Here is a 26,813-nt window from a genome sequence, read left to right as displayed (position 1 = left end):
ATCTTGTTTATTTCCCTAATGATTTTAATCGGTATGATATTAATCCCGTAATGGTTAAATGTAAGGACGGTGTCGAAAAACTATGGACACCGTCTTTTTTAACTAGCCAGTTCGAGTTTTTGCAATTCAATTGGATATTAAATCAGAACATCCGAGAAAGAATATAACGGAGTTGTACTATCTATCGTTGATCGAAGATGAATCTAAAAAGGAGCTTATGCTCGTTCTTGCAAAGTATAAGCCTGTATGAACATCTTAGTGAAACTTTTAATCATTGCCATTGCTCTAATGGTAGTGCCTTGCGCGCGAGCAGAATCAGGTACTGAAATGACTAAACCGGGTTTTTCGAAACATAAATATAAGCCGGGCTTTGCGAAATTGCCTTCAAATAAACGCCTGCTTCCGTAAAACTACCACCAGTAGCAATATACAATCGGTTATCCTTATCGATGTGAAGGTTAAGCGGCTGCCTGTTTTCAATTGGCGGCGTAAACCTGGTAGTTGTTCCCGAAGCTGTTGTTTTAATAATGTAAGTCTGGAGTACCCAGTTGTTGCTTTTGTCGCCATTTAAATCGGCCCCGGCGCGGTACTGAAGTTTAAATTGGGTCAAATCTATGCTGCTGGCTTCACCATTAACCATAAACATGTTTGGCCGGTGCGTAGATACCCAGGTCTTACCCTTGTCTAGCGTGTAATAAGTGCCCGTTGCTGCATAATGTTTTTCAAATTTTGCATCGTAAGATTCTCCTGCCAGGGCAAAGATGGTATCTTTTACCGTAAGAAGGCCGGGAATATAGTTCAGGTTTTTTGAAGCGGGTGTTACCTTGGCGCCGTTTTCGGTCACCAGGTAAATGTTGTACCTTGTGGCTACAACTAAAGTATCGCTTATGTTGCCCGCAATGGCCGAGGCTTCAGCTCCACCGGGTATTTGTATCCGTACCCATTCGCGTTCATTATAATTGTTATCGGGGTTTTCAGCTGGCGTTGATGTCTTTTTACAAGCAAATAGAAACAAGGAAGCCAGGAACAAAGCGAAAATTTTTCTCATAGTATAGAAGTTAGTGTGCCTCAAAAATATATAAATCTGAGCTACGCCCGCCTTGTTTATTGTAACATTACCGCCGCATTTATCTGTTTAAATAATTCTCCAATGACCTCCTTTATCTGCACCTATACGTTCTAATTTCTTTTCTTTTTTTAGCTTTTGGATATTCCATTCCATACCTCGCCTGGTTAATCCAGTTATCCTTTGTAACTCAATAGCAGAAATAGAAGGATTTAATTTTATGGCTTCTAAGATTAAAGTAACTGGAGTTTTCTCCACAGTTTTCTCCACAGTTTTCTCCACAGTTTTCTCCACAGTTTTCTCCACAGTTTTCTCCGACGTTTTTACTGTTCCAGCCTCGAAAGTAATTGTAAATCCAGGAGCATCGTAGGCAAAAAGTGGCTCCGGTTTATTTTCCTTTTTGCACTCCGTAATAATTTTTTGCATTCCTTGTCCCCAGGATTCGATGTGCCCTGCCCGGAAAAAGGCGCTTGCTATATCTGGATTATATGGTTCTGAAGAATGTTTCTGTAGTAGCTTTTCTATTGTCCAGGTAGGTGGCAGGTAGCCTTTATTCCACAACATAATTTTATCTTCATACACACTGATCTGAATTGGGATGCAACTCGCATAATCCTTGTGGGCAATGGCATTTAGAAGAGCTTCCCTCAGCGCCTCTTCCGGAAACATATAAGTTTCTATTCTACTTACACCTTTATAGCTTATAAGGGCCTTTTGATATTTTGTGAGTAACAGATCCATCGTTTTTTCAACCTGTTCAAAGAGATGGCCATAAATGGTGTCCTGATAAAGCAGTAGATGGTCGGCATTAAAAAAGCCGACTTTAATATAAGCGCCCGTTACCAGTTCTTCAGGATCAGGATGAAAAAGTAAAATGGCTGCCCGTTTTAAATGACCTCCTTCCAAAAGCTTCATTTTTTCAAGCAAATTCAGATTGTTTTCTTCTAGTACATCGTTAGATACTCTTTTGCTTCGAAAGGCAAGTTTTCTGAAAAGGGCAAAGGCTTGTTCGCTTAAATCTCCAATTTTAAATCTGGGCGCAGGTATACCGTCCCAATGCTTACCATATTTTTGAAGCAGAAATTTATCCAAGGCTACTCCTTTTAACTCCTGTTTGGTACTTCCGCTTCTGTAATGGTACTGACCTTTATAGTTAATTGGATTAGGGTAGGGGTCAACAATTATTTCCAAATATTTCAACTCCCCGCTTCTAAGTACATTTACATCAATCATCACCCCCAAAATGTCTCTTACTTTATTAGGGATCTCTTCAAGTAACTTGTCAGCATTTTCTATTCCTGTAATCTTTCCGGAGTCATCAACGCCGATAAATATTTTCCCGCCATGTGCATTCGCGAAACCACAAATCCATTTTAGATATTCATCTCTCCAGGATTCTTTGTACTCTATATTTTGATCTTCAGACATATTTAAAATCTACAATACAAATTTACTCAAAAGAAGAAAATTAATCAAAAATTAATTATTTGTAATAATTATCAATTTTTTAAAAAATATTCAAATGAGTTGGGGGATGGGGGCATTTTAAGTGCTTTACAGTTAAACACTATCCATGTTAAAACGTAAACAATAAAATCAAACACTATGAACGCAAAAAAACTAAAAGCCATTTCCTGTAGTATGGTGCTTCTTACAGCCCTGTTAGTCGTTTCCTGTAAAAAAGAAGATGCGGCCTCGACAAAGCAAAAAGATATTGAAAATGCGATGCTAGAGGCTGGCTTTACTCCTGTGGCCGAAAAGGACATACCTAAAGATGTAACCCCACTACAATTAAGCGAAGAACAAATCAATAATTTTTTAAACGGGAATAAAAAAGATAGAATTTCTTCATCAAAATCTATTAGATATGCAAGCATCAGGATTAAAAATTCAAAATTATCGGTTACTGAGAGCTTAGATGAAGAGCCTCCTATTGAACTTGAACCTGGGCAGTATTATGGAAGCAAACAATATTATTATTTTAACAATTGCAATGTCAGGGCATCTGTTACTTTTCAAAAGAATACTTCAAACCAATGGGTACACAAAACTCATGGCGTAAATATAAGCAATGCAGAAGACAATGGGTCGAGCAATTATTTCTCTGAAGCCCCGGGCTATTCCGCTACAAATACTGGTACAAGCGTATTGTATTCATGCCCTGGTAAAATCTATTGCCGTATTACCACTCAAACTTACAGTAAAAATATAAGTGTTTCCGGAAACAATAGCAAAGCTAATATCACCGCTAATTTAGTCCTTACAATTTCAGATCAATGATAAGAAAAAGGCTCGCCTACACATTGTTCTTATTTCTTATTGCGGTTAGGGTAGCCTACAGCCAGGAAATGGTACAGGCCGAAATATTCACGATAGAATCCAGCTACAAAGGAAAACCATATGGGCCATACCTTTACCTGATGATTTATGGCGATTTGGAAGTTGGGCAACTAGTTACCTCGTCTTTAGGTCCTGAAGCAGATGGAAAGCTGGATGCATTGACTGCCGAATCCGGAGAAATTTCTATTAAGGGTTTCCCCACGTACAATTGGACCAACTACACAACAGGTGCACGTTGGGTACTTACCGAGGGCGAGCGATATAAGATTGCTACTAAAGAAGAACCCAATAAAACAACAGATTCATCTTCTCATTACAGCCTTAAATACGTTGAAGTCTATCAAAAAATCGGGGATTTCCCTTGTCAAAAAGTAGTGGTTACCAATAAACTTACAAAGCAGCGAGATTCTATGTACGTTTGCAGTTCGCTTAATTACTACAATTACAGAGTGATAAGAAAATATGGCAAAACAGATTTCATTGTACGCATGTATACGCATGAAAATGGTAAAACTCAAACTTTTACAGTGATTTCAGCAGCTCAAAAATATGTGCCTTCTGCCACTTTCAAAATATCTAAGGATTACATTTTTTTCAATTCTTCTAAAGAAGAGAATGATTGGATAGAAAATCAAATAAAGCGGCGGGAGCAAATGCAAAAAGAAATGAGATTTCCCTTTCAATAAAAATGAAACCCAAAGGTAAAAACCACCCGTAGGCAGCGGTGCCTAAGGGTGGTTAATGCAAAAATCAAGGTATTGCTCAATTCAACTGCGCCTGCACGGCCTCAACATCCAGCCGCATATAATCGCAAAATTCCCTGATCGTCAGGGTGCTGTACCGTTCTATTTTCAACTGCCGTTTGATGGCGGTAATCAAATTTTGTGCTGCGGTTTTGCCCTTGCCGGTAATGCGCTGTACATCTTTGGTATAAATCAGTAATCTGCTCAATTAAAACACCTCCTTTCTGTTTATTGTATTGAAAAGCTAAGCAGGTACTTGCCATACAAGGCAATAATCAGGTTACCACGCACAGCAAAGTTTGTTAAATCCTGCTTTTTGTACTTGGGCAGGTAAATGCTGTGGCTGTATTTGCGGTTATCCAGTCGGTAAACATCCAGCACCTCATGGGCTTTAAAACCTTCCAGCAGCTCATTATCACCGGCCAGTCCGGAATGGTTGTAAAACCAGCCCGAATCTGCATAGCCCCGCTTGTTTACAACCACCGCAGGCGCTGCCATAAAGCGTGCCCAACAAAGTTCACTTTCTTTGTACTCCGTTACCTCTATTTTAGCAACCGTGTTGGTATCAATCAACTTACCGGTATACAGTAGCTGCAGGGCCGTATCTAAACCTACAAAGCTATTCCGGTAGTAATAGGTGTATAAGATCCGGCCTGCCGGGATATCCTTTACCACATAGCCATCCATGCCAAAGCCACGGTCTGCTGGTTTTATTTTTTCTGATATTTCTTTTCTCAGCCATTCCAGCTGCTCCCGGCTATCATCCGGGGCAGGTAGCCTTTGGTACAGGGTATCCTGTAAGTTATACCCGCAGCTAAATAAATTCAGCCTGGCTATGGTGTTGCCAAAGTAAATGCGGTTGCTGTCCAGGCGGTTAATGTACCAGTAATTGTATTTAAGTTCCAATGAATCCAGCGGTTTAACCCTGTAAACAGGGCCCCGGTTAAAACCGTTCTTTACAGGTTTATCCTGCATAAAATAAAGGCTGGCAACTGCACTGATGCTAAAAACCAGTGCCAATAATATTTTGTAGCGTGTTCTCATAGCTTTTAAAAAAGAGGGGGAGTACAAGCGCCTCCCCCAAACCAATTACGGTTGTTTTTTACCAAGAATGGTTGTTACCTCATGGCCAACCTGGCAGCCCTGCGCATCGTATACAATTCTTCCTTCAAAGACTTCAGAACACACAGGTCCTTCAAACTCAGGCGAGCATTGTACCGGCGTGTCACATTCATTCTCTAAGTAATAAGTGTACACATTTGCCGGTTGTTTTTTAACCGGGGTGTTCATGGTGGCATAAACGGCACCCGATGCCAGCGTTACCATTAAGGCAAGTCCTAATAATGACTTTTTCATTGTTTTATTTATAAAAGTTCAATTTGCCTACTCTGCTTTTTACGAGGTTTTGGGCTTCCCCTCGATTCATGCGCATTAGAATACCTTATCCCTCTCCCTGCCAGGTAGAAGTGGCCGAAGGCCGGTGAGGGTTAGCGAGGGCAGAGAGGGCAACCCCAGCCCCGGCCATTGCCGTAAACACTATATTAAAAACTAAATGCTGGCTCCAATTCATTTCCGAAACAACACCTCCACAATTACAAGGCGGCTTTTCCGGAGACTGTAAAATGATAAATACGTATGCGGTAAACACCGCCATCAAGCCCAGCGAAGCATACAAACCAAACTGCCGCAAGCCCTTAAACACCAGCATCACCGCAATTAGAACCTCAAGCGAAGGCACTGCCCAGGCCAGCACACCGGCATAAGGCGTTAACAGGGCACTTTGGCCAATCGTGGCCTCAAACTTCCCGTATCCGTTCAGTTTACTTATTGCGGTATACATAAACAAAGTTCCCAGGCTATAACTAATTACTACTACTAACTTTCTCATAAATAATTATTAAAATATCTTAAAACCATCCCTAAAATCACCAAACCTGCCTTCCCACTCAAACACCAGCACCTTACCGCTATCACCTGTTTTAAGCCGCAAAGCCAAATAAACAATACCAGCAAACCTAAGCTCAAACTCATAAGCAGCGCTGCTCAAATCGGCCAGGGTAAAAAGACTGTGCGGGGCAGCACCGGCGTTAACCGATCTAATGAATTGATCTACCTCTGCGGCCAGGGGCACCACATCTAGCAGTTCAGCAATCTTGTAATATTTCCCGGGTGCCCTCAGTACCATACTGCCAATGTTCATGTTGTTTAAATAAATGGTGAATGTTAAATGTTTGTTCATAAAAGCGCCTGTTAATTTATACTTACAAAAGTAGGGTGCCACAACCAAACAGATCATGGCACCTATACCACAAAACCTATACTTTTAACAGGCTTTCGGCAATCAGTTTTTTTTATGCGCAGGCAATTGTTAAGTGTTTATATCAAAGTTTTGGATTGGTTCAGCTTTAAAAAAATCCCAATACCAAATACCCCCAGGTAAACATACCCGGCAGCATCAGCTGGAATTAAAATGTTGTTTGTTGGAATTGGGTACAGATTGAAACAACGCAGTCTTTATTTTTACCCTTTAAGCTTTTTGTTGTCTTTTAAATGGAGGAAATTCTTTGGTGTCACTACTTTTTTCCCTGTTGTTTGCTCCAGTTTTTTTCTGGCTATTCCGGCAATGGCACCACCTTGTTTGGCTGCCTTTTTATTCTCTTCAAACCCCTGTGCATCTTTATTTTTGGCAATCTCTGTAGTTGATGCCTCACCAAGCATGGTAAAAATCAATTCCAAATCTGTCATGTGGTCCCTTAAATTTTCGGTGGGTTTGGTTAGCCCTTTTATTTTCCTATGATCTGAAGGAATAATACCAAAAGTAGCTTTACTAATTTCGGCGGTTAATATGCTATATTCAACGCCTTCTTTCACATCACGTTTTTTCCATTCCCCGGTCAGTCCGTCTCTAACAGCAATGCCCCTTATCCGTTTTTCAATCCAACCCTCGGTGTAGCCTTTTGCACGGTAAATATCCCGCATTCTGGCCTGGGCCAGCTCGGGGTTTTCAATTTCTTCTAACCTGTCCGACCCAACCTGGGCCAGCCACAATTTAAAAGGTTCGGCTTTTGGCGAAGGAACGGATTGAATGATGCGTAAAAGACCTTTAGTATCTGTACATCCCATTTTCTGTTTACCTCCAGAAGTTTCTACCGCAAGGGTGGGTACAATTTGTACCCACCCTTTGCCAAGTTCTTCGTCCCGTTGTCGCATCTTTTTAATATATTGCTTCGGATCTTTACTATCCGTTAGAATACTTATAACATCTTCAACTACAAAATACCACTTCTGCTCAGCCTCGTTCCATACCGAACGGACATGCTTATTTTCGAATAATTTCATCTCCATTTTGTAAAGCTAAATCATCCGCCGCAATTAAAAAAACTTTTGTTTTGTAGTTAAAATCAACGTTTTACATTAAAAAACAATATCCTTTAACACTTTCCAATAAATAGTAAATCAAAGAACAATCTTGCCTCTTTTATCTAAAAAATCTATACTTTTAGCAGCCCTTCGGCAATCAGCTTGTTCCTTACCCTTCTAAAAGTATCTATATTCATTTTAAGGTAGCTCGCTATATACAAGTCCTGCAAAGGGCTTTTCTTTGCCGGTAGCAGATCTGGCTTGTCACTGTAAAATTCCAGTACCCGCTCCCGGTTGCTTTTGTTCAGCAATTCGTCGCGTTCCTTTTCCAGCCTTTCATAGCTGGCCGAGGTTTTAACAGCAAGTTCATCCACGCCTGGTACATCACGATAAATAGCCAGCATGTTATCGTAGTCTATACTAATCAATACCGCTTCGCGCATGGCAATTATGTAATAGGGCGATGGCTTGTTCTGCATAAAAGCATCAATGGCGATGATCTGTTCACCAAAGGCAATGCGGACTACACGTATTTCGCCTTTATCGTCTATATAGCATACCACAACATAACCGCTAAGTAAAAAGTAGGCATGGCCTGGCTTTTCGTCCTGTGTAACCAGTGTCTGGCGTTTTTTTCTGAAAGATATATCTTTCATCCGGTCTTTTAATTCAGGCTCCAGTTTGGGCGATAGGGGAGTTGCAGGATCAATACGCTGCAAATAGGCCATTAACCTGGCCAGGAATTTTAAATTTTTTAACATTTTTAAATCTCATTTTAAGTTAGTTTGCCGCAGGGCCTGTCTGCTCTAAATAGCCCTGCTAAGCGCTGTGCCTATGGCACCAATTAATTGTCTCTGTTTTTGATGGGGGTATACCCCGGTTGCGGTTAATAATTACTGCGTTAATTCATTTTCATGGTTTTTGTAGGTTAGGGTTTAGATGTAAATGGGCTGTCTATCACCCTCCAGCCCGCAAAGGGTAAGCATTTACCCGGGTAGCGTATATTTTTGTTGATCGTTAAAAGCGTTTGATTTTTATATCAAAATATTGTTGAGCGCTGTCTAAAAAAATAGCTATGCCGGCAACAAAGTTTCCATTTCATCCAGGGTTTTGGCGGTGCTAAACTTACCGCAGGTGGTGTGCAGCACAGTGCCATCACCTACAGCCTCAACGGCTATAATTTCCCGCAGGTCTACTTTACAAACCTTATCCCCGTCTTTTGCCAAAACAAACCTAAAATCCATAGTATTTATAAAGGCACTGTTCACCACATTCAATATGCTTTGTAATTCCTGTACACTACTGCTATCAGCAAAAAAATGAGGCAGGCCCAGGCCACAGCAGGCTACAGGTTCCTGCTCTGCGCTGCCCAGCAAAACCAACTCTGGCATGTCTTTAATGCTGCCATATTCCGGGAACAGGCGATGGTCCCATAGTTCAAATCGTACAAACACTGCGGTAATTTGCACCGATGCAAGGAGTTCCTTTACCTCTGCAGGCTCATGGGTTTGGTTGATACTTAGCGTACCTTCAGTTTCTGCTATAGCCAGCCGCAAAGCCCTGCTGGCAGGGGCATGGTGGTCAATAATTAAATAGTTCTTCATATTTATGGTTTGTTTTCTATTCCTGGTTTTCTGATAATCGCCCCTTCCTGTTTCATAAACTCTTCAATTAGCTTTTTTGCATAATCGTCTGATAGTTCCTGGTATAATCTCAATTGTGAGCCGTCTGGCCTGTCAATAATCAAAATTGGTTCTTGTTTTTCTTGTTGCATGGCGTTTGTTTTAAGTAGCGGAGGGCTTGGCGAGCCCTCCACTGGTTTTATGGATGTTGAGAGGTGTTAACCGAGTTATTCACGAGCTCAGCGTAGCTAATTACGGGTTCTTATTTAACAGGAATTGAAAATTCTACTTCCAGTGGTGGTGTACATTGTTTATCTGTACATGCCATATATTCTATCTTACCTTTCACAACAGCATCAGGCTTTTTCAACTTAACACTTTGCTGAAACACAACCTCCTTTTTGAAATAATCTACCTGTAGGCCATACACCTCTTCAAATTTCGAAATCGGTTTAGGCTCCATTACATTCCCAATCAAAACAAAACCTGACGAAGCGGCAAACTTAAAACTGGTCTTCAATGGGCCACCGTCCTTTTGGTTTACTGAATAAATATGCCAGCCCGAGTCCATAGTCGCTTTTAGATACAACACTGCTTCTGTCGCAGAAATTTTCTTAGCTCCGTAACTCCAGTTTACGGGGTTCAGTATCTGCGCTTGCGTACTGCTAAACAGCAAGCACAGGCTAAATATTAATAGTCTATTCTTCATATTAAGTTAATTATTCTCTTAGATCCCTTAGCACCAGCATTGGAAACTCTCCTTCCACCTCTACAAGTTTCAAATCATATCTATTTAAGGCGGTATTCCAATATTGTAAGTCGTTCCTTTTAACTTTCTCAAGTTTCAAATCTATATTTCCTGAAAACCCTGTTTGGTTAAGTATGATATAAGATGGGAAACTTCTATCCAAACAATTGGTCACAAAATCTTTTATAGTACCATTCTTAAATTCAATATTATCCCATTGAGGAGACACCATTTGCTCATAACCCGCTTTTAAGTTTCGACTTACAAATCTATTTCCATCTGCGACCAAGGCTAAATATTTTACTTTTCGGTTTTCGATCTTAGAGTTTACAAAAAAATATCGATCGAAATCCTGCCTCATGATCTCATAAATTTTATCCTTGGTAAAGCTCTTGGGCATGATTAATTCATAGCTGAAATAATTGGAATTCAAAAATGATTCAAATCCCCAATTGTCTAAGTATTCCCCTTCATAACCTCTTCGATAAAATGTCCCTGGACTTTTAGATTCAACTAATATTCTTTTATTGTAACTATCGCCAAATAATTCAGGCAAATCATCTTTATATACCTTAACGTAATAATCAAATACTGTTTGATTTGCGGCAGAGAACCTCCATCTAACCGAGTCTGAGTAATCATCTAAATAACTATCCTTGTAAGTATTCTGATATTTCGAAAGTATCGAGCCATAATGTTTTAGTTCCACTCCGCCATTTTGACTGATCAAAAAGGTTTCGGTTCCAATTCTTTTAGATTTTAATTGTCTTGTAGGTAAAACATAGTTCTTGTCTCGTAAAACAGCAGCTATATTAGATTCTGTTAACGCAGTGTGATCAGTAATAGCAATTAAACGCCCATCACCATCAATCCAAACTTCATGCGGCATTGATTCCCAGGGAAATAGTTTATAAAAGACATTCTCTTGCCACGCGGAACCACCAACCTTCCATTGACTGACAATCGAGGGCAAAGCTAATTCGTAAAATGTACCGTGCAGTTTCTGAACAAATTTTTTAATTTCCCCTGTATTGTTTGCATATTCAAATCCTACGGGTAGGATTATAACACCATCACCCATCTTCTCCTGCAACTTATTTATTTTCGGAAATTGCTGAATACAAACGGTACAATGTGTATTCCAAAAATCCAATATTAATAGTTTCCCTTTAAAATCGGATATTCTTGCTGATCTTAGCGTGGGATGGTTTAGCATTTGACCCAATATAAAATCTGGAACCTTTTCCCCTGGAATTAAGGGCTTTGAGCTCAATTGAGACGTAAGTTTCGCTTGGCTAATTTTACTTCCATCAGCATGTTGTGCTTGTACATAAAACACTTGCAGAACAGCGATAAATGTTATTATTAATTTCATAACCTTAATTTACTATAAGCTAAAAACTTATCTGGCGTTTTGGATAATAGATGGATTTATGCTAATTACATTGGGTGGAATCAGAGAGGTGTACCTCTTATCATTTGGTTTAAGCGTGTATGTTTGGTTTTCTAATATTCTAGTTATGCTAATATTATATCCCTCTAAATTTAATCGCCTTAAATCCGTCCACCTCGTACCTCTTTGCACAAGCTCTTTTCTACGTTCCGTAAGAATCAATGCTAGTGCAGTGCTAGGATCTGAGGTTGAGAAAGGAACAAAGCTACCTACCTTCCATCTTTTTACCATTAATGTATTCAAATCTTGAAGCCCCTCAGATATCAAACCCAATCTTACTTTATTCTCAGCTCTAATCAAGTAAAGCTCGTCAACCGCCAGGCCGCTAAAGTAATTATCAAAATAGCCGATATAGTTTCCTTTAAAGGTTACGTCATTGGCGGCGTTAGCAGTGAAAAAGACATTCCTCCTCAAATCATTAAGCTCATAAGATTTATAGAGAGTACTGTCAATTCTTGCCAATGATGGAGAGACAATGGTATTGTATGTACCCATAAACATGCTAAAAAAAATGACTTCAGGATTGTCAACTGGTATCGGTAATGCCGTAGAGGTTTGAGTTGCCGAAGTAAAGTCATTGAAATCCATTAGCTTATTCTGTATAGTCAGGGCTGAATCAGCATATTTTAATGACTGTTGATAGTCTTTTGTTAGCAGTAGTACTTTTGCTAGCATCATGTAAGCTGCTGCTTTATTTGGCCTTGTTTTATATGGTAAGTTTGTCGTCACGGGCAACCTTACAGCAGCTTCTTTTAAATCCCCAATAATTTTATCATAAGTTTCTTTTACTGTACTTCTTTTCAATTTTTCGTTGACATCCGATTTTAACCTCAAAACAACTCCAAGATCACTTTCAGCGGTTAATGAATTATAGGGCGGAGCAAAAACCTGCGCTAGTTGAAAAAAAAACCGCGCTCGAAAAAATAAGCTGGCACCCTTCACAAAATCATATTGTCGGCCATTTTCATTATTTTTGACAATTTGATCTAATCCGTCCAATGCTGCATTTGCGTAGAAAATAGCGGTATAGATTCTACTCCAATTATCAACCTCTGTATCATGCATTTTATCGTTCCAAGTATACAAATTGCGGAAGAAAGGATCGCTAACTATTGTGGTTAAATTTGGTTCAGGCATAAAATAGTCGTCAGCTCCAATCAAGAGATAATTTGGATCAATTCCAGTTCTTTCGCGTCCATTCATGAGTAAGTCATAATCCAACAACGCCTGTAATTGATCTAATGTTTTTAACTCTAGCTTCGACGAATCGGGTTCTTTGCTTAGAAATTCAGCTTTGCTGCAACCACCAAGTATATATATTAGAAGGAGCAGGATTCTTATATGTTTCATAATTATCTTGTTTTTAAAAGTGTTTTCGATCTTTCTTACAGGGTAATATTTAAGCCGATAGAAAAAGTTTTCGATGGTCGTGAAATATTGTCGTAATATGGATCGATATCCTTCTTGGAAGCATTCCACATTAGCATGTTAACCTGACTATAAGCATAAAGGTTTATTGTCTTAAAAGGCATGCTCTTCCATAAAGCCTTAGTTATAACGTATTCCAGCTTAACATCTTCGAGACGTATATGATCAGCCCGTTCCACCAATGAACTTGAATTAAGATAGAACTCCGATCGGTTAGGATCAATTGGATAAACGAAAGAAGGAACATCAGTATTCTTTTCGTCTCCCGGTTTTTGCCAGCGTTTACTGTAGTCACCATGCCCTCCCCATTGAGTGATCAAAGTGGTATAATTTATTGAATTTCTCTGAAAGTAATATCCTAGCTTATAACTTATATTAAATGATAGGCAGAGCGATTTCCACCTAAAAGTATTCATAATTGACCCTGAGTAAATTGGCTCTCTTGAACCATTATATTTCAAACTATCCAAAGTTACGTCTCTCATCAGAGCTTCATAATCTTTACTTAAGGCATTTCCAACGTACCCTTGTGGATCTCCGGTATTTGGATCCAAAGGCCCTGCTTTATAGGTGTACAAACCATACAGTGATTTACCTAAAATTGGTACCACACCACCAGAAGAAAGATAGGTCTGTCCCGTATTCGATACCGGCATTAACCATTTCGTCAATTTTGAATTAGAGGTCGAGAATAAAAATCGTGTTGACCATTTTACGACTCCGTCAGTATTTCTCGAGTCTAGGACTACTTCTAAACCCTGACCTTTAACCCCGGCCACATTTGCAGACAATGTATTACCCACACCCAATGTAGGATCTACTGGGAATGTTGCCATTACATCGGTAGATTTTTTTAAATAAAAGTCAAGCGTTCCAGTAATTCTATTTTTAAATAAGCCAAAATTTGCTGAGACATTAAAGGTTTTAACTTGCTCCCACCTTAACCGTTCATTTGGTGGATTTAAAATAGTAGCCGTAGGAAAAAGAGTTACATCAGAAGGCTTCTCAACAATTGTAACAACTGCTGTTGTCCTGCGTGAAATGTTACCGCCACTTCCATAAGTCACCCTAAAGTTTAACAACGGCATCCAGTTTATATTATAAAAATCTTCATTCGAAACCGCCCAACTAGTACCCAGAGACCATAATGGAACACCTCTTTGCTTATTGGTTTTAGCTCCAAAAAGATTAGCTGCATCACTTCTGCCGCTTGCCGAGAAGGTCAATTTACCAGCATAGGTATAAGCAAAATTTGCAAAATAGGAAACAAATCTATCCGTAGTTTCGCCAATGCTTTCTTTATAGGGGATTTGGTTAGTGTTAACGGGGCTGTAATACATCTTATAACTATTTGTATAATTCAAATTAGAAGACACAAAGCTCCCTTTTTCTTTATATCCATAATAAATCCCTGAAATATTCTTTTGATTTAAATCTTTAATTTCGGCTCCTGCGATAGCAACAATTTCATGTCTTTTACCAAGTTTCTCATTGTAAGACAGGCCTACTCTTCCTTGATGAGAAATTAGTTGACTGTTATTTGTTTCTAATATATCACCTTTTGGAATAGGATACGACAAATGGCCGTCTTGACCTACTTGGGTAAACATATTGATCAAATTTCTAGTATGATACGACTCAAGAGAATAGTTTGTATTACCTCCTCCTACCAAACTCTGATTTTGATATTGAACATTAGCCTTCAACGTTGGGGTTAACACGATATCCAGCCCAGCTCTTATCGTGAAATCTTTCTTAATATCCCTTGTTACAGTGGCTTGGATGTCATTTAAGGGTTTATAAGTCCAATCCATTAATCTACCATTCCCTACCGTGTCGATATACATTTGACGATACTGTTGTACCAAAGCTAAAGCCTCTCCTGAATTGCTTGCCAAATCAGCATAAGGATATAAAAATGACTTTTGTCCAGCAGTAATAAATTCTCCACGATTTGAACCTATATAAGTTGAATTATTTACATAACTTAAGCCAAGATTAATATTGACCTTGCTAGTTACTTTTATGGTGTTTTGGCTTTGTATCGTAACTCTGTTAGTTGAATTTCCGAGCAGAGATAAACGAGCGTTGTCTAATCCAGCAGAAAAATAGTAATTTAGGTATTGTGTATCCCCACTTAAGTTAACCGCATGTTGCTGACGTAAACTAGTCTGGTAAAAGTATTTTTTAATGTCTTCTCTGGCATCAATGCTACGAAAGGAATTTATTTTATTTGTAACCTCGTTGGAAGATATTAGTCCTTTTCTTTCTGCTAATAAAAGTTCAACAACTGGTGTAAATGGAGATCTAGCAATATTTAAATTATTTAATAGTTCTAGAATATTATATTGTCCTTTTGTGAACAAAAATTTTTCTAGATCTATATAGTCACTAGCTGATATACTTGAAGTATTATATAAATCAGGCCGAGGTTGTACGATTACATTTTGATTTGTTGAAACTGAAGGCTTACCACCTTTCCCCCTTTTTGTCGTAATTACAATGACCCCATTACCAGCCCGAGATCCCCAAATCGAAGCCGCAGCTGCGTCCTTTAAAATAGTTATATTTTCTACATCATTAGGATTAATATTATTAATATTTCCATCGTATGGAAAATTGTCTAGCACAATTAAAGGGGACACATCTAATTCCATACTGTAGCGTCCTCTAATAATTAATGGATCAACTCCCACCGGATTTATTGATACTCCAGCAGTTAGATTCTTAATTCTGTCTAAAATTTTGTCTCCCACGCTACGATTAATCATCGAGTTATCAATAAATTCAAAACTACCCGTAGCTCTTTCTTTAGGTATTTTCTGGTAACCCGTGCTGTATTCCACATTTACCTCTTCCAATTCCCCTGTCACCTGATTTAGTTTTATATCCAACGGCATAACAGCCCCCCTAACTGAAAGTTCCAGTTGTTTATAACCCACATAAGAAATCACAAGTACCGCATCATCTGCTACATCTTTAATCACAAACTCACCTTTATCATTGCTCGTTGTAGCCTTGCTAGTCCCTTTTATCTGGATGCTTGCGTTCGGCATCGGATTGCCTTGCTCATCCACCACACGGCCCCGCACATCACGATCAGCAAAAGCAGATTTGATTTTATCCAGAAAGGAAGGCTCTTCTCTGGTCAGCACAATATCCTTGCTTACAATTTTGTAGCTCAGTTGTAAGTCCTTAGTCAGGCTTTTTACAGCTTCTTCAATTGTGGCATCCTTAAGTTTAAGCGTTATTTTGCGGTTGTCCAGGTCTTTTACGTTGTAAATAAAACCATAGCCAGATTGGCTTTTTATAGATTGTAGAATTTTTTCAATAGGCGCGTTAATTTCATTCAGGGTTATTTTCTGTCCGAATCCTCTGGCACTTACCTGGGCCAGGGCTATCATTAAAATGAAAGTGGTTAGCTTCATTGTTAACAGCAGTTTAGGCGGTATACGCAATAAACGTATACCTGGGTTATGAGCAAATAAATGCATAACTTTACTTTGGTTGAGTTGATAAAATATTGTTCTAGCAATTGTTTTTATCCCTGCCGGCTTAGGCCTTAGGGAAAGGTTAGCTCAATCGCCCGCCGGATGGTACTTCGAACTACTATCCGGCTTCTTATTTAAAGCTCCCTGTTCATCATTCCTTTTTACGTTCGTTTTTCTGTTTTCATTTTTAGTTTTTTTTTGGTTTATAGGATTAGTTAAAGGGATGATGTCTTTTTTATTTCTTTACAATTATGGTGCGGCCCTGTATTTCAAATTTCACTTTCATAAACTTTAAAATGTCAAGCGCCTGGGCCAGGGTATTGTTCCGGTTTATGTTACCTGTAAATTGTTCGTCTGGTATGCCATCGGGGTATTTTATGTCTACGTTGTACCAACGGCCCATTTCGCGCAGTACGGCTTCCAGGCTGGTTCTGTTAAAGGCAAACCTGCCGCTTTTCCAGGCTATGGCATCAGCAGCGTTTACGGCTTCTACTTTTATAGCAGTACCGGTGTTTGTGGCCTGCTGGCCAGGTTTAAGGAGTACAGCGTCTTCCCGACGATAGGAGAGATCTCTCGTCGCTGCGCTTCCCTCGAGATGACGGGAAAGGCGTACCGAACCTTCCAGTAGGGTAGTTCTTATCGCTGGTTCATCGCTGTAGGCCTTTACGTTAAAATGCGTACCCAGTACGGTTACTTCCTGGCCGTGGCTTCTTACAATGAAAGGCCGCCTGGCATCTTTTACTACTTCAAAATAAACTTCTCCTGATATCTCTACAATTCTTTGGGCGGTTTTCCCAAATTTTGAAGAAAAGCTCAATTTACTAGCGCTATTTAACCAAGCTTTTGTGCCATCTTGCAAAATAATGGAGTAAAGCTGGCCTTTGGTTGTTTGTGCTATGATCTCGCCCACTTTGTCATCCCGCTGTTTGCCTGTCATCCCGACTTCGGAGGGATCTGGATCCTTCGCGTTCGCTCTGGATGACAAAGGGTTGCTCTGGATAACAAGAGTATGATCATCATACCTTAAATCATCCCCAACTATTACTCCGTTCTTCTTATCACTCAGGTTTATGGTTTTGCCGCTGGCAAAAGTTAAAGTTGCACCGTTATGGCCAGGGGCGATGTCGTTTTTAGCAGAGTTCAAGAGATTTCTCGTTGCTCCGCTTCCCTCGAGATGACGGGAGGTGTTATAAAACCAGATGCCGAAAACAATTGCAGCTGCCGCCGCGGCTGCGCCTATGTAGCGCGGCCATAAAGGCCTGCTCTCCCTTGCTATTGTGTTATGGGCTTTATTCTGTCTTATCCTTTCTTCCAGGTTGCGGTAAACAGCATCCAGGGTTTCCTTGTCTGCACCATCATAGTTCATTTCCCTTTTCTCCAGTTCAAAACCCTTCATGATGTAGTTCATCAGGTCCTGCTCAGAAGCCGTATTAAAGTGGCCTATCAGCAAACGCACTTCCTCCGCCGAACATTCGTTCCTGTAGTATCTCTCTAAAATGGTATAAACCTGGCTGTCCATTTTTTATGCTGTTTTAAGGGTAAGACGCTCGGCAGGTAAAAACCATCTGCTCGGTTTTAAAATATTTTTAAACTTTTTTGTTTACATCTCCTTAATGGGCTATTTCATATCCTTTACCAGCCGACATCAACAAGAATTTACTACCCACTCCATATGACTGTTCACCAATAAAATGTTACCGGGAAAAAAGCTCCGATAGTTCAGTTAAGTTGTAACAAATCATTCAACATTGGCTCAAATTCAAACAAGATGTATGAAAAGAATTAAAGTTATAACCCTGGTTTTATTGCTAATGCTGCAATTGAATGTCTGCAAGCAGTCAGGTCCTATCACTAAGATAGATTTTGATCAAAACCTGAAATCTTTGGGGATAGACAAAAATTCAAGTAATGCTAACCAACCTATAGACCTTTGTAAGGTGGTAAATGTGGATTGGGATTTGATCTGGATAATTCCTCCCTATACTACTGCTGCATCATTAAAAGCCATTGATGCAGAGAACTTTTCTGAAATAGAAGACAAAGTTCTGGCTGCTTCAGATGCAGATTGGTTTCAGCAGCTGGTGGTTGTTAAACAAAACAAGGTGGTTGCTTATGGCGAAATAGCCCTGCTGCCTTTAGATTCCACAAAAGCGCGACGTTCTGAAGGTTCGCTGGTCTCCATAACAAAGCAAGACTGCACTCCTAATGCCGGGTTAGCTAGATAATAAATATGCTACTCACTTAATTGGTTCTATTGTACTTACGCAATTCGGGGGACACTGCCCCCCGAATTGGGCTTTGAGAAACAACTTCTATTATTCTTCAAGGTAACAGAAAGATTATTTAGCTGTTAAAGCAATTTTAATAGCCTGCTCTACAGGGCTGCCGAGCCCGATATTGTTAATGTCAAACCCGCTGCGCATTAAAAGGGGCGGCTGTGCCATAAACTTAGGTAACAAACCCCGGTGCCGCTGTGCCGCATGAACCAGGAAGGGGTGGCATAGGTATACTGTACCGGCTTTGCCGGTGGCCAGTACTTCAGCATTCCCAGGCATCTCTGGTAGTTGTTTGGCAAGCTCCATAAAGGACAGCCCCCTTTCACCCATGGGTTCCAGCAATCGGGCAACATCCTGATGCGATCCTTTTAATATCCGGGTAGGGGCATCTAGCTCACTTACATCCGAAAATAGAAAGAGCATCAGTAAACCACGGCCTTTGGAATGCACGTTGATCCGGTAATTGAAATAGTCGTTAGGGTCATCACCCGGAAACCCGGCATCTACGTGCCAGCCGGTATCGTTCATTTCAATGGTTGATGGGAAGCGGACAGGAAATGCGCCCATGTTCCTGCATGGAATCCATTTCCCTTTGCCTACCAGCTGGTCAAAAGCGTTGTGCAATACAGGCGTATTTGCAGCTTTGATGAAGGGCTCTTGGGTATACATTCCCAGCCATACTACGGGTTGCGTCCAGGTAGCCCTGTCGTTTTCATTGGCCGGAATGTCCTTCCATAAAATGGCTCTTGCTTCGCTGGCAAGCTCAGCAGAAAAGGCGTTGTTAATACGGATAAAGCCGTCTGTAATAAAGGATTGAATTTGTTGTGGATTTAAGAAGTTATGCATGTTATTTAGTATAAAAATTCAGACAATAAAGATTTTGTGCCCTTTGCGGGGCATTTGCCTTAAAGACTTAAAAATTTATATTATAACATCACAGTCATTCTCATGTAGTAAAGGTAGTTGTTTATTTTTAATCATGAAAGATTTGTAAACATCACCGGGTTATCGTAATATTGCGATATAATAGTTCAAGATGGGCGCAAGTAAAACAGACTTATTTACCAAACGGTTTATTTGGGGACATACCCATCGCTGATCAGAATTGTTGTTAAAAAAATTTGAAATCATTAATCGTAATATTACAATAAACTAACAGATATGAAGAAGATTTTAGTGCTATGTACGGGTAACAGTTGCCGAAGCCAGATCGCAGAAGGGTATTTAAGGCATTTCGCCGCAGGCCGCGCCGAAATTTATAGTGCCGGTGTAGAAACACACGGGGTAAACCCCCGTGCCATTGCCACCATGAAAGAAGATGGCATTGATATTTCAGGCCATACCTCCAACAATATGGACGAATACCGCGACATCGATTTTGATTTCGTGATCACCGTGTGTGATAACGCCAAAGAGCGCTGCCCTTTCTTTCCTTCCAAAGCGCTGAAGTTCCACCACAATTTCCCCGATCCTGCAAAGGCTTCAGGAACTGAAGAGGAGATTATGGCGCAGTTTCGTGCCGTTCGGGAAGAGATTAAGGCCTATAGCGAAGCGTTTATCAGGCAAAACATAGATTAGATGAGTGCAAACAATTGTAACCCGGCCGCAAACCGCAAGCGCCTGGGCTTTTTAGACAGGTATTTAACCTTATGGATCTTTCTTGCCATGGCTATCGGTGTAGCCATAGGCTACTTCCTGCCTTCATCATCCGGCTTTATCAATTCTTTTTCCAGCGGAACAACCAACGTCCCTTTGGCAATAGGACTGATCTTGATGATGTACCCGCCACTGGCAAAGGTGAAGTATGAAAAAATGGGCGAGGTATTTAAGAACATAAAAGTGTTGGGGACTTCCCTTTTTCTAAATTGGGTAGTTGGTCCCATACTGATGTTTGTCCTTGCCATTACGTTTTTACACGGCTACCCTGAATACATGATTGGGCTGATTCTGATCGGCCTTGCCCGTTGCATTGCAATGGTAGTAGTATGGAATGAACTTGCTGAAGGCAACCGTGAGTATGCCGCCGGGCTGATTGCGCTAAACAGTATCTTCCAGGTGCTGCTGTACAGTGTTTATGCTTACGTTTTTATTACTGTACTGCCGCCGCTGTTCGGCATTAAAGGGCTGGAGGTAAACATCACGATCGCCGAAATTGCAAAAAGCGTGGGCATCTACCTGGGTATCCCATTCGTAGCCGGCGTGATCAGCCGTTACGCGCTGATTAAAGCCAAAGGTGAAGAATGGTATCAGCAAAAGTTCATTCCTTTTATCTCACCGATTACTTTGATCGCTTTGCTCTTTACCATTGTAGTCATGTTCAGCCTGAAAGGTGAGCTGATCGTGCAGATCCCAATGGATGTGGTACGCATTGCAATTCCTTTGGCCATCTATTTTGCCATTATGTTTGTGGTCAGTTTTTTTGCCGGCAAGAAAATGGGAGCTGACTATTCGCAAAGCGCATCCATTGCTTTCACTGCCGCTGGGAACAACTTTGAACTGGCCATAGCTGTTGCCATTGGTGTCTTCGGTATCAATTCCGGTCAGGCATTTGTAGGCGTTATCGGCCCATTGGTAGAAGTTCCGGCATTGATAGCCTTAGTTAACCTGGCTTTTTGGTTCAGGAAGAAATATTATGCGCTTTAAGCTTGTGGGCTTTTCTTAAGTTTGTATATGCTTCGGCTTTTGTTTTTTCGCGGCACATTCCACAATTTCAGCAATGCGCTTATGCCTGGTCTCTGGTCGTTTGGCAAATAAAACCCAATGCAGCAGCATCTTTTTAGATGACTTGCTAAGGCCATCAAAGAACTCCCAGGCTGCCGGATCGTTTTTTAGCTGGGTGTATAGGTCTTCAGGAACAGTTAAGTCTTCAACGCTATCTAAAATCGTCCAGGAGCCGTTTTCTTTTGCAACCTCAATGCTCTTATACCCGGCTTCGGTCATCAAGCCCTGCTGTATCAGCTGCTCTGCTTTGTCCTTATTGATTTTAGACCAGGTGCCTTTTGCTTTCCGTTTGCTGAAAAACTGGTGCGTCCTTTCCTCATCAATTTTTATTTTCTTGCTGTCTATCCAGCCAAAACATAAAGCCACTTCTACAGACTCTGCCCATGTTACCGATTTTTTACCCGACTTTTTGTTGTAGCCAACAAGCCAAACGGACTGTTTGGACTGATGGTTTTCCTCCAGCCACTTTCTCCATTGTGCCGGGCTCTCCGGGTAAAATACTTCTATTTCTTTTTCCTGCATTGCTTTATTTGTTGCTTGCTAAGTTAATCAAAAGAGGCTGGCATCAAATGCCTTGTAACAAATCTTCTTTTTGCAGCGTCAAACCCTATATACTGAACCTCTTACCTTAAAAAATATTTATGCTCAGACGCCATATCTTGGGGCTTAGTTTTGCCCTCACATTCCTCACCTTTAGCTTTAGCTATGCACAACAAGACAAAGAGCAATACCAAAACATAGTGGAGCAGGTAAAGGCCAGCTTCAATCTAAATCAGCCTGAAAAAATATATGCCCTAACCTCAGAAGTGTTCCGGAAGAAAATGACGGGCGAACAATTTGCGGTGGGCATGAGCAAATTTCATGCAAAAACGGGCGACTGGCTCAGCAGCGATTTTAAAGAAGAGAATGAAAAAGGCCTGGATTACCTTTCGGTATTTGAAAACTCCCGTCAGGTATTTTCCATCAAACTTAACGCCCAGGGCAAGATAGACAGGCTCAATTTCGCTTCTGCCCCTATAACCATTCCTGCTAAAACTGAACAGGTGCCCAGCAATAATCCACTTAAAGATTCCCTCGATCTTACAGTGGAGCACTTGGTAAGGCCTTACATTCAAAAAGGGAATACCTGCGGGTTGGTGCTGGCGGTTGTGCGCAATGGTAAGGTGCGCAAATACAGCTATGGCTCGGTCAATAAAGCGGGAAGCCAACTGCCCGATGCCGAACAAACGATCTTTGAGATCGGCTCGGTAACAAAAACGTTTAATGCACTATTGCTTGCCCGGCAAGTGGTTGCTGGCCGGATGAAGCTCGATGATCCGGTAAACCTTTACCTGCCCGATTCAATCCCAGCCCTGAATTTCCAGGGCAGACCCATTACCTTACAAGATTTGGCTAACCATACTTCAGGCTTTCCGCGGCTGCCTGCAAATATTTTCAATGCTAAAGTAGATCCCAAAGACCCATACAAACATTACCTTCCAGATTCGCTTTACAGCTTTTTAAAGCATTATCGTGCTACTGTTATGCCGGGCACCGTGTTTTCTTATTCCAACTTTGGCGCCGGGGTGCTGGGCACCATACTGGAGCGCAAGTTGGGCAGCAGCTTTGAAACGCTGATTGTAAACCGGATCTGCAAGCCCCTGGGCATGCTGCACACCAGTGTTACACTCAACAATGCCGCGCAGCAGAACTTCGCCCAGGGCTATAACGAAAGCGGTGTGGCCACCGCCCCCTGGGACCTCGCTTCGCTAAAAGGCTCTGGCGCCATCCGCTCTACGCTGAACGATATGGTTAAATACGCCCGTGCCCAAATGGAAATTAAAGGCCCTTTGGGCAAAGCAATCCTGCTTAGCCATCAGCAAACCTTCAGCAGCAAAGCCCAAACTATGGCCCTGGGCTGGCGCATTAACCATAGCGGCCAGCATACCTACCTACACCACTCGGGCGGCACAGGAGGGTTCCGCTCTTTCGTTGGTTTTGATCCCGACCGGCAGACAGCCATAGTTATCCTTTCCAACGCTGCAGAAGATGTGACTGCTATTGGCGAAAGCTTCCTGAAATAGCAACTGGATTATTAGGCGTGCCGCATATTTGGATAGGCTAGACGTTAATTGAATGGACTAAACGTTAAATACCACAAGCGCCGCCGCAATACCGATCATGGCATTGTGCCCCGGCCCGCCTAAGGATAACCGTATGGCCTTGGTAGCTTTAACAATATGGTCGTTAATGGTAGAGGTAGAGACGCCAAGCAGGGCACTTACTTCTTCATAGCTTTTGCCTTCTATTTTGCAGAGCGTAAATATCTTTTTGCGCTGCGGGGGCAGCTCATCTATTGCCTTCTGGAACAGGCCCTGGTTTTCTTTAGATATGTACAGTTCTTCAACCGTACTGTAAAACTCAGAAGCGGCATTAACCAGGTGCTCCATCAGCTTCTTGTCCCGGCCGGCCTTTCTGAAAAAATCCCTGACCATATTTTCAGAGATCCTGTACAGGTAAGCCTGAAACGAAACCTCTACATTCAAAGCTTCCCGCTTTTCCCAGACCTTAAAAAATACTTCCTGAAGCAGCTCCTTTGCCAGCTCATCATCCTTGGTAAGGCGTTTCAGGTTGCTGTAAATTCTGGGGCTATAAATTTTGTAGAGTTCAGCAAACGCAGGCTCATCGCCCTGCGTTAGCCGGCCGGCCAGTTCCTGATCGGTGTATTTGCTGTAAGCAGACATAATATGTTACCCCTACATTAAATTTAAGAAAAATTTATTGCAAGTGTAGAAATTAATCGGTATTGGCTGGTAATAATTTATCAGATTTATTTTTGGGGCGGGAGTTAATAGTATACAGAACTAATATCAGGGCCAATAAGTCTTTTTTGAAAATCAAAAAGTCAAGCGGGTATAAGGTAAAAAAAGGAAAGCAAGTAACATTGTGAATGTAAAATCTGAACTTATCCCAAGCCATTTGCTTAGATTTGTTGGAAAACTACACGCTATGACCACACAACAATCGGCTGAAAATTTCCTTGCTGCCATGGGGCAAAGAGACCTGGAAACAATAGTTGGCTTATTTGCCCAGAATGTTGATTGGTATATTCCTGGTGATGAAAAGCTGGCTCACTGGCTCGGAAAACGTTCGGATAGAAATGGTGTGAAGGATTTTTTCTCTACACTGTGGCTCGCCACCGAACCGCTTTCAGCAAATGTGGAACATTTGTTTGTTGAAAATGATAAGGCGGTGGTGATCGGTGAGTTCTCTACCAGGATGCTGGCAACGGGCAAGGTGGTTGATTCGATGTTTCATATCCATATGACTTTTAAAGATGGACTGATCATTAGGTACCGTCTTTTAGAGGATAGCTTGGCGGTACAACGGGCGCTGTCCTTGTAGATTGCTGCCTTTGCTTAAACCTTCATTTCTTTACCAGATTTTCCACCATCTCCTTTTGCAGATTGATTTATTTTTTCAACTCTAGGTTTTAACTCGTACTGGCGCCAGCTTCCACCTTTGACATTTTCGTTTTTCAAGATCAACAAAAAACTTCACCCACTTTACCAAATATTATCTATAATTGCGAATATTTCATGATTTTATCAGATGAGGAAATACAAGGGGCTTACAGAAAAGGAACTGATTATTTTGCTACAGCAAGATGACCAGGGTGCATTACGCCCATTGTATGAGAGCCATCTAAAACCATTACATTATTTCATCCTGCGTATTGCTAAATCAAGGGAATTAGCTGAAGATGTGGTACAGGATGTATTTGTTAAGTTATGGGATAACCGTGAGCAGATCGATCCAGATCAACCCTTTAAAACTTTTCTTTATACCATTGCTAAACGTCATTTGCTGAATTTGCTGAGAAGGGTGCAGCATGAGACGCAGATACTGGACCAGATCAAAAAATACACTGCTTTTTCTGAAGATACAACTGATCTTCAATTGGATTACGCTGAAAGTAATGAGTTGTTAAATGAAGCGATAGAGAAATTACCGCCTCAATGTAAAACGATCTTTATCAAATGTAAAATTCAGGGAATGTCGTACAAGCATGCCGCGTTGGAGCTTGGAATCGCCGAAGGTACTGTACATACACAGATGGTAAAAGCACTGAGATTGATCAAGGAATACATTACGTTTAAAAATGCAATTCTATTGTTGCTGGCGTATCTTAAAAATTATTAGACTTTAAATCAGTTAGTTAATAATTAATTGGTGTTTTTTCAATGCCTGGAATATACCGGGTGCCGCTGCCAGTTGTATAAGTTACAAAATGGCGAAAATTGGAAAAGCAAATCATAACCCTATTTCAGAAATACATCAATCAACAATGCAGCCAGGAGGAGTTTGAAGAAGTATTTGCGATATTAAAAAGCGGTGCGTATCCATCGGAATGGCAAAAGGTGATCGATGATGAGGCGGAAGATGTACTGAGTTCTGGTAAAGAAAGTGAGCTCTCGGTACAGGAGGTGAATGCCATTTATGCCGGGATAGCGGCAAGGCTGAAATCAGGAAAACAGGTTCAGAAACTATGGCCGCGTATTGTTGGGGTTGCAGCAGCTGTGTCACTGATTGTTTTCGGTTTATATTTCCTCCAATACAGGAATGATCAGATAAATACTGGTACGACCAGTTCTTATGTTCAGGATGTGAAGCCCGGAAAAGTTGGAGCTACCCTTACCTTGGCTAATGGTAAAAAGATCCGCCTAAATGATGCAGGCAGTGGAGAACTGGCGAATGAGGCGGGAGTCATGATTACTAAAACGACAGCGGGTCAGCTGATCTATGAGATGGAAGGAACAGGGGTGGCGTCTGATAAAATAAATGTTTTGACAACCGCCAAAGGGGAGACCTATAAGGTACGTTTGCCAGATGGCTCTTTGGTTTGGCTCAATGCTGCTTCTGCTTTAAAATATCCTGCATCTTTTGCAAACCTAAAAGAAAGGCATGTGGAGCTTGTTGGAGAGGCATATTTCGAAATTAAAAAAGACAAAAAACATCCTTTTTTGGTGCAGAGCTCTGGACAGACAGTTAAGGTGCTCGGTACACGTTTCAACATCAATAGTTATCTAAATGAGCCAGCAACGGCCACAACACTGTTAGAAGGATCGATCATTTTGGTTTCTGGAGGTAAATCAATCAGACTTAGTCCGAAGGAAAAGATGCTAGTTTCAAAAGAAGGGATGAGGATGGAGAAAAATGTGAACGTAGATAACGTTATGGACTGGCAGAATGATGATTTCAACTTCGAGGGGATTAAACTTAAAGCCGCATTAAGGAAGCTTGAACGCTGGTACAATATCGAATTTGTGCTAGACAATTCGATAAGCGACGAGATGGAAGCTGGTGGATGGATTTCTAGAAAAAATAATCTCTCGGTAGTGCTAAAACTGATCAGCAAATCCGGTCAAGTAAAATTCAGAATAGATCAGAATAAGGTTTATGTGTCTCGCTCATAGAATTAAAAAATAAATTCACCTTAAAATAAAACGATGATAAAAGAGCTACCACCTTGAATTTTTAACGATAAAAAAACCAGAAGCTAAATGCTCCTGGTTCGCATTTGGC

Annotated in this window: 28 protein-coding genes; 9 read left to right on the top strand and 19 right to left on the bottom strand. The window is 41.0% G+C overall.

Annotated elements, in window-relative coordinates:
* Window positions 1–331 precede the first annotated feature (331 nt).
* Window positions 332–1,048: a hypothetical protein gene (locus B9A91_RS08930; RefSeq protein ID WP_084238001.1), complete on the bottom strand. Its 717-nt coding sequence runs from the start codon at window positions 1,046–1,048 to the stop codon at window positions 332–334.
* A gap of 87 nt (window positions 1,049–1,135) precedes the next feature.
* A complete protein-coding gene (locus tag B9A91_RS08925; RefSeq protein WP_084238000.1) occupies window positions 1,136–2,494 on the bottom strand; it encodes an ATP-binding protein in 1,359 nt (452 codons plus the stop codon).
* Window positions 2,495–2,671: 177 nt separating this feature from the next.
* On the opposite strand from B9A91_RS08925, the gene B9A91_RS08920 reads away from it, so the two are divergent.
* Both B9A91_RS08920 and B9A91_RS08915 read left to right on the top strand, forming a co-directional pair.
* Window positions 2,672–3,346 (top strand): hypothetical protein, encoded by a 675-nt coding sequence (locus B9A91_RS08920; protein WP_084237999.1) that lies wholly within the window; start codon window positions 2,672–2,674, stop codon window positions 3,344–3,346.
* Window positions 3,343–4,092, top strand: coding sequence for a hypothetical protein (locus tag B9A91_RS08915; protein WP_084237998.1), 750 nt, complete (start codon window positions 3,343–3,345; stop codon window positions 4,090–4,092). The genes B9A91_RS08920 and B9A91_RS08915 overlap by 4 nt, the downstream gene beginning before the upstream one ends.
* A 76-nt stretch (window positions 4,093–4,168) precedes the next feature.
* Here B9A91_RS08915 and B9A91_RS08910 read toward each other — a convergent pair whose 3' ends face one another.
* The 14 genes from B9A91_RS08910 to B9A91_RS08850 form a co-directional block, all read right to left on the bottom strand.
* Window positions 4,169–4,357, bottom strand: a complete 189-nt coding sequence (locus B9A91_RS08910) for a hypothetical protein (RefSeq protein ID WP_084237997.1) — start codon at window positions 4,355–4,357, stop codon at window positions 4,169–4,171.
* Window positions 4,358–4,377: 20 nt separating this feature from the next.
* Window positions 4,378–5,193 (bottom strand): hypothetical protein, encoded by an 816-nt coding sequence (locus B9A91_RS08905; RefSeq protein WP_084237996.1) that lies wholly within the window; start codon window positions 5,191–5,193, stop codon window positions 4,378–4,380.
* 45 nt (window positions 5,194–5,238) lie between these two features.
* On the bottom strand, window positions 5,239–5,505 hold the full coding sequence (locus tag B9A91_RS08900; RefSeq protein ID WP_084237995.1) for a hypothetical protein: 267 nt from the start codon (window positions 5,503–5,505) through the stop codon (window positions 5,239–5,241).
* An 85-nt stretch (window positions 5,506–5,590) separates the two neighbouring features.
* The gene (locus tag B9A91_RS08895) at window positions 5,591–6,037 is read right to left on the bottom strand and encodes a MauE/DoxX family redox-associated membrane protein (protein ID WP_084237994.1); all 447 of its coding nucleotides are present in this window, start codon (window positions 6,035–6,037) and stop codon (window positions 5,591–5,593) included.
* 9 nt (window positions 6,038–6,046) lie between these two features.
* The gene (locus B9A91_RS08890) at window positions 6,047–6,388 is read right to left on the bottom strand and encodes a hypothetical protein (RefSeq protein WP_084237993.1); all 342 of its coding nucleotides are present in this window, start codon (window positions 6,386–6,388) and stop codon (window positions 6,047–6,049) included.
* 281 nt (window positions 6,389–6,669) lie between these two features.
* On the bottom strand, window positions 6,670–7,488 hold the full coding sequence (locus B9A91_RS08885) for a BRO-N domain-containing protein (RefSeq protein ID WP_200815622.1): 819 nt from the start codon (window positions 7,486–7,488) through the stop codon (window positions 6,670–6,672).
* Window positions 7,489–7,640: 152 nt separating this feature from the next.
* Window positions 7,641–8,270: a Crp/Fnr family transcriptional regulator gene (locus tag B9A91_RS08880; RefSeq protein WP_084237991.1), complete on the bottom strand. Its 630-nt coding sequence runs from the start codon at window positions 8,268–8,270 to the stop codon at window positions 7,641–7,643.
* Between the two features lie 312 nt (window positions 8,271–8,582).
* Window positions 8,583–9,113, bottom strand: a complete 531-nt coding sequence (locus B9A91_RS08875) for a LytTR family DNA-binding domain-containing protein (protein ID WP_084237990.1) — start codon at window positions 9,111–9,113, stop codon at window positions 8,583–8,585.
* Between the two features lie 2 nt (window positions 9,114–9,115).
* A complete protein-coding gene (locus B9A91_RS24115; protein ID WP_159451678.1) occupies window positions 9,116–9,283 on the bottom strand; it encodes a hypothetical protein in 168 nt (55 codons plus the stop codon).
* 110 nt (window positions 9,284–9,393) lie between these two features.
* The gene (locus B9A91_RS08870) at window positions 9,394–9,840 is read right to left on the bottom strand and encodes a protein-disulfide reductase DsbD domain-containing protein (protein WP_084237989.1); all 447 of its coding nucleotides are present in this window, start codon (window positions 9,838–9,840) and stop codon (window positions 9,394–9,396) included.
* Window positions 9,841–9,850: 10 nt separating this feature from the next.
* Window positions 9,851–11,254 carry a TlpA family protein disulfide reductase gene (locus B9A91_RS08865; protein ID WP_084237988.1) on the bottom strand — a complete coding sequence of 468 codons (1,404 nt, stop codon included), beginning with the start codon at window positions 11,252–11,254 and terminating at the stop codon, window positions 9,851–9,853.
* A gap of 27 nt (window positions 11,255–11,281) precedes the next feature.
* Window positions 11,282–12,682 carry a RagB/SusD family nutrient uptake outer membrane protein gene (locus tag B9A91_RS08860; RefSeq protein WP_084237987.1) on the bottom strand — a complete coding sequence of 467 codons (1,401 nt, stop codon included), beginning with the start codon at window positions 12,680–12,682 and terminating at the stop codon, window positions 11,282–11,284.
* Window positions 12,683–12,717: 35 nt separating this feature from the next.
* Window positions 12,718–16,188 (bottom strand): SusC/RagA family TonB-linked outer membrane protein, encoded by a 3,471-nt coding sequence (locus B9A91_RS08855; RefSeq protein WP_159451677.1) that lies wholly within the window; start codon window positions 16,186–16,188, stop codon window positions 12,718–12,720.
* Between the two features lie 298 nt (window positions 16,189–16,486).
* Window positions 16,487–17,770 (bottom strand): FecR family protein, encoded by a 1,284-nt coding sequence (locus tag B9A91_RS08850; protein WP_084237985.1) that lies wholly within the window; start codon window positions 17,768–17,770, stop codon window positions 16,487–16,489.
* A gap of 253 nt (window positions 17,771–18,023) precedes the next feature.
* On the opposite strand from B9A91_RS08850, the gene B9A91_RS08845 reads away from it, so the two are divergent.
* Window positions 18,024–18,476 carry a hypothetical protein gene (locus tag B9A91_RS08845; protein WP_144008886.1) on the top strand — a complete coding sequence of 151 codons (453 nt, stop codon included), beginning with the start codon at window positions 18,024–18,026 and terminating at the stop codon, window positions 18,474–18,476.
* Window positions 18,477–18,590: 114 nt separating this feature from the next.
* On the opposite strand, the gene B9A91_RS08840 is transcribed toward B9A91_RS08845, so the two are convergent.
* Window positions 18,591–19,373 (bottom strand): phytanoyl-CoA dioxygenase family protein, encoded by a 783-nt coding sequence (locus tag B9A91_RS08840; RefSeq protein ID WP_084237983.1) that lies wholly within the window; start codon window positions 19,371–19,373, stop codon window positions 18,591–18,593.
* A 315-nt stretch (window positions 19,374–19,688) separates the two neighbouring features.
* Between B9A91_RS08840 and B9A91_RS08835 the strand changes: the two genes are divergently transcribed.
* Together B9A91_RS08835 and arsB are read left to right on the top strand one after the other, a co-directional pair.
* Complete coding sequence (locus B9A91_RS08835; RefSeq protein ID WP_084237982.1) at window positions 19,689–20,105, top strand: arsenate reductase ArsC; 417 nt, start codon at window positions 19,689–19,691, stop codon at window positions 20,103–20,105.
* Entirely contained in the window at window positions 20,106–21,170 is a 1,065-nt protein-coding gene (arsB, locus tag B9A91_RS08830; RefSeq protein ID WP_084237981.1) for an ACR3 family arsenite efflux transporter, read from the top strand.
* Window positions 21,171–21,185: 15 nt separating this feature from the next.
* Here arsB and B9A91_RS08825 read toward each other — a convergent pair whose 3' ends face one another.
* Window positions 21,186–21,770 carry a YdeI/OmpD-associated family protein gene (locus B9A91_RS08825; RefSeq protein ID WP_084237980.1) on the bottom strand — a complete coding sequence of 195 codons (585 nt, stop codon included), beginning with the start codon at window positions 21,768–21,770 and terminating at the stop codon, window positions 21,186–21,188.
* Window positions 21,771–21,889: 119 nt separating this feature from the next.
* On the opposite strand from B9A91_RS08825, the gene B9A91_RS08820 reads away from it, so the two are divergent.
* Entirely contained in the window at window positions 21,890–23,311 is a 1,422-nt protein-coding gene (locus tag B9A91_RS08820) for a serine hydrolase domain-containing protein (protein ID WP_084237979.1), read from the top strand.
* Window positions 23,312–23,368: 57 nt separating this feature from the next.
* On the opposite strand, the gene B9A91_RS08815 is transcribed toward B9A91_RS08820, so the two are convergent.
* A complete protein-coding gene (locus B9A91_RS08815) occupies window positions 23,369–23,971 on the bottom strand; it encodes an RNA polymerase sigma factor (RefSeq protein WP_084237978.1) in 603 nt (200 codons plus the stop codon).
* 265 nt (window positions 23,972–24,236) lie between these two features.
* On the opposite strand from B9A91_RS08815, the gene B9A91_RS08805 reads away from it, so the two are divergent.
* From B9A91_RS08805 to B9A91_RS08795, 3 genes are all read left to right on the top strand, one after another.
* Entirely contained in the window at window positions 24,237–24,632 is a 396-nt protein-coding gene (locus tag B9A91_RS08805; RefSeq protein WP_084237976.1) for a nuclear transport factor 2 family protein, read from the top strand.
* 207 nt (window positions 24,633–24,839) lie between these two features.
* Entirely contained in the window at window positions 24,840–25,430 is a 591-nt protein-coding gene (locus B9A91_RS08800) for an RNA polymerase sigma factor (RefSeq protein ID WP_084237975.1), read from the top strand.
* Between the two features lie 98 nt (window positions 25,431–25,528).
* Window positions 25,529–26,704 (top strand): FecR family protein, encoded by a 1,176-nt coding sequence (locus tag B9A91_RS08795; RefSeq protein ID WP_084237974.1) that lies wholly within the window; start codon window positions 25,529–25,531, stop codon window positions 26,702–26,704.
* Window positions 26,705–26,813 lie beyond the last annotated feature (109 nt).

It is taken from the genome of Pedobacter africanus (assembly GCF_900176535.1).
Classification (GTDB): Bacteria; Bacteroidota; Bacteroidia; order Sphingobacteriales; family Sphingobacteriaceae; genus Pedobacter; species Pedobacter africanus.
Note: the sequence above shows the minus strand (reverse complement) of the source record. Positions and strands in the feature narration are given on the sequence as shown.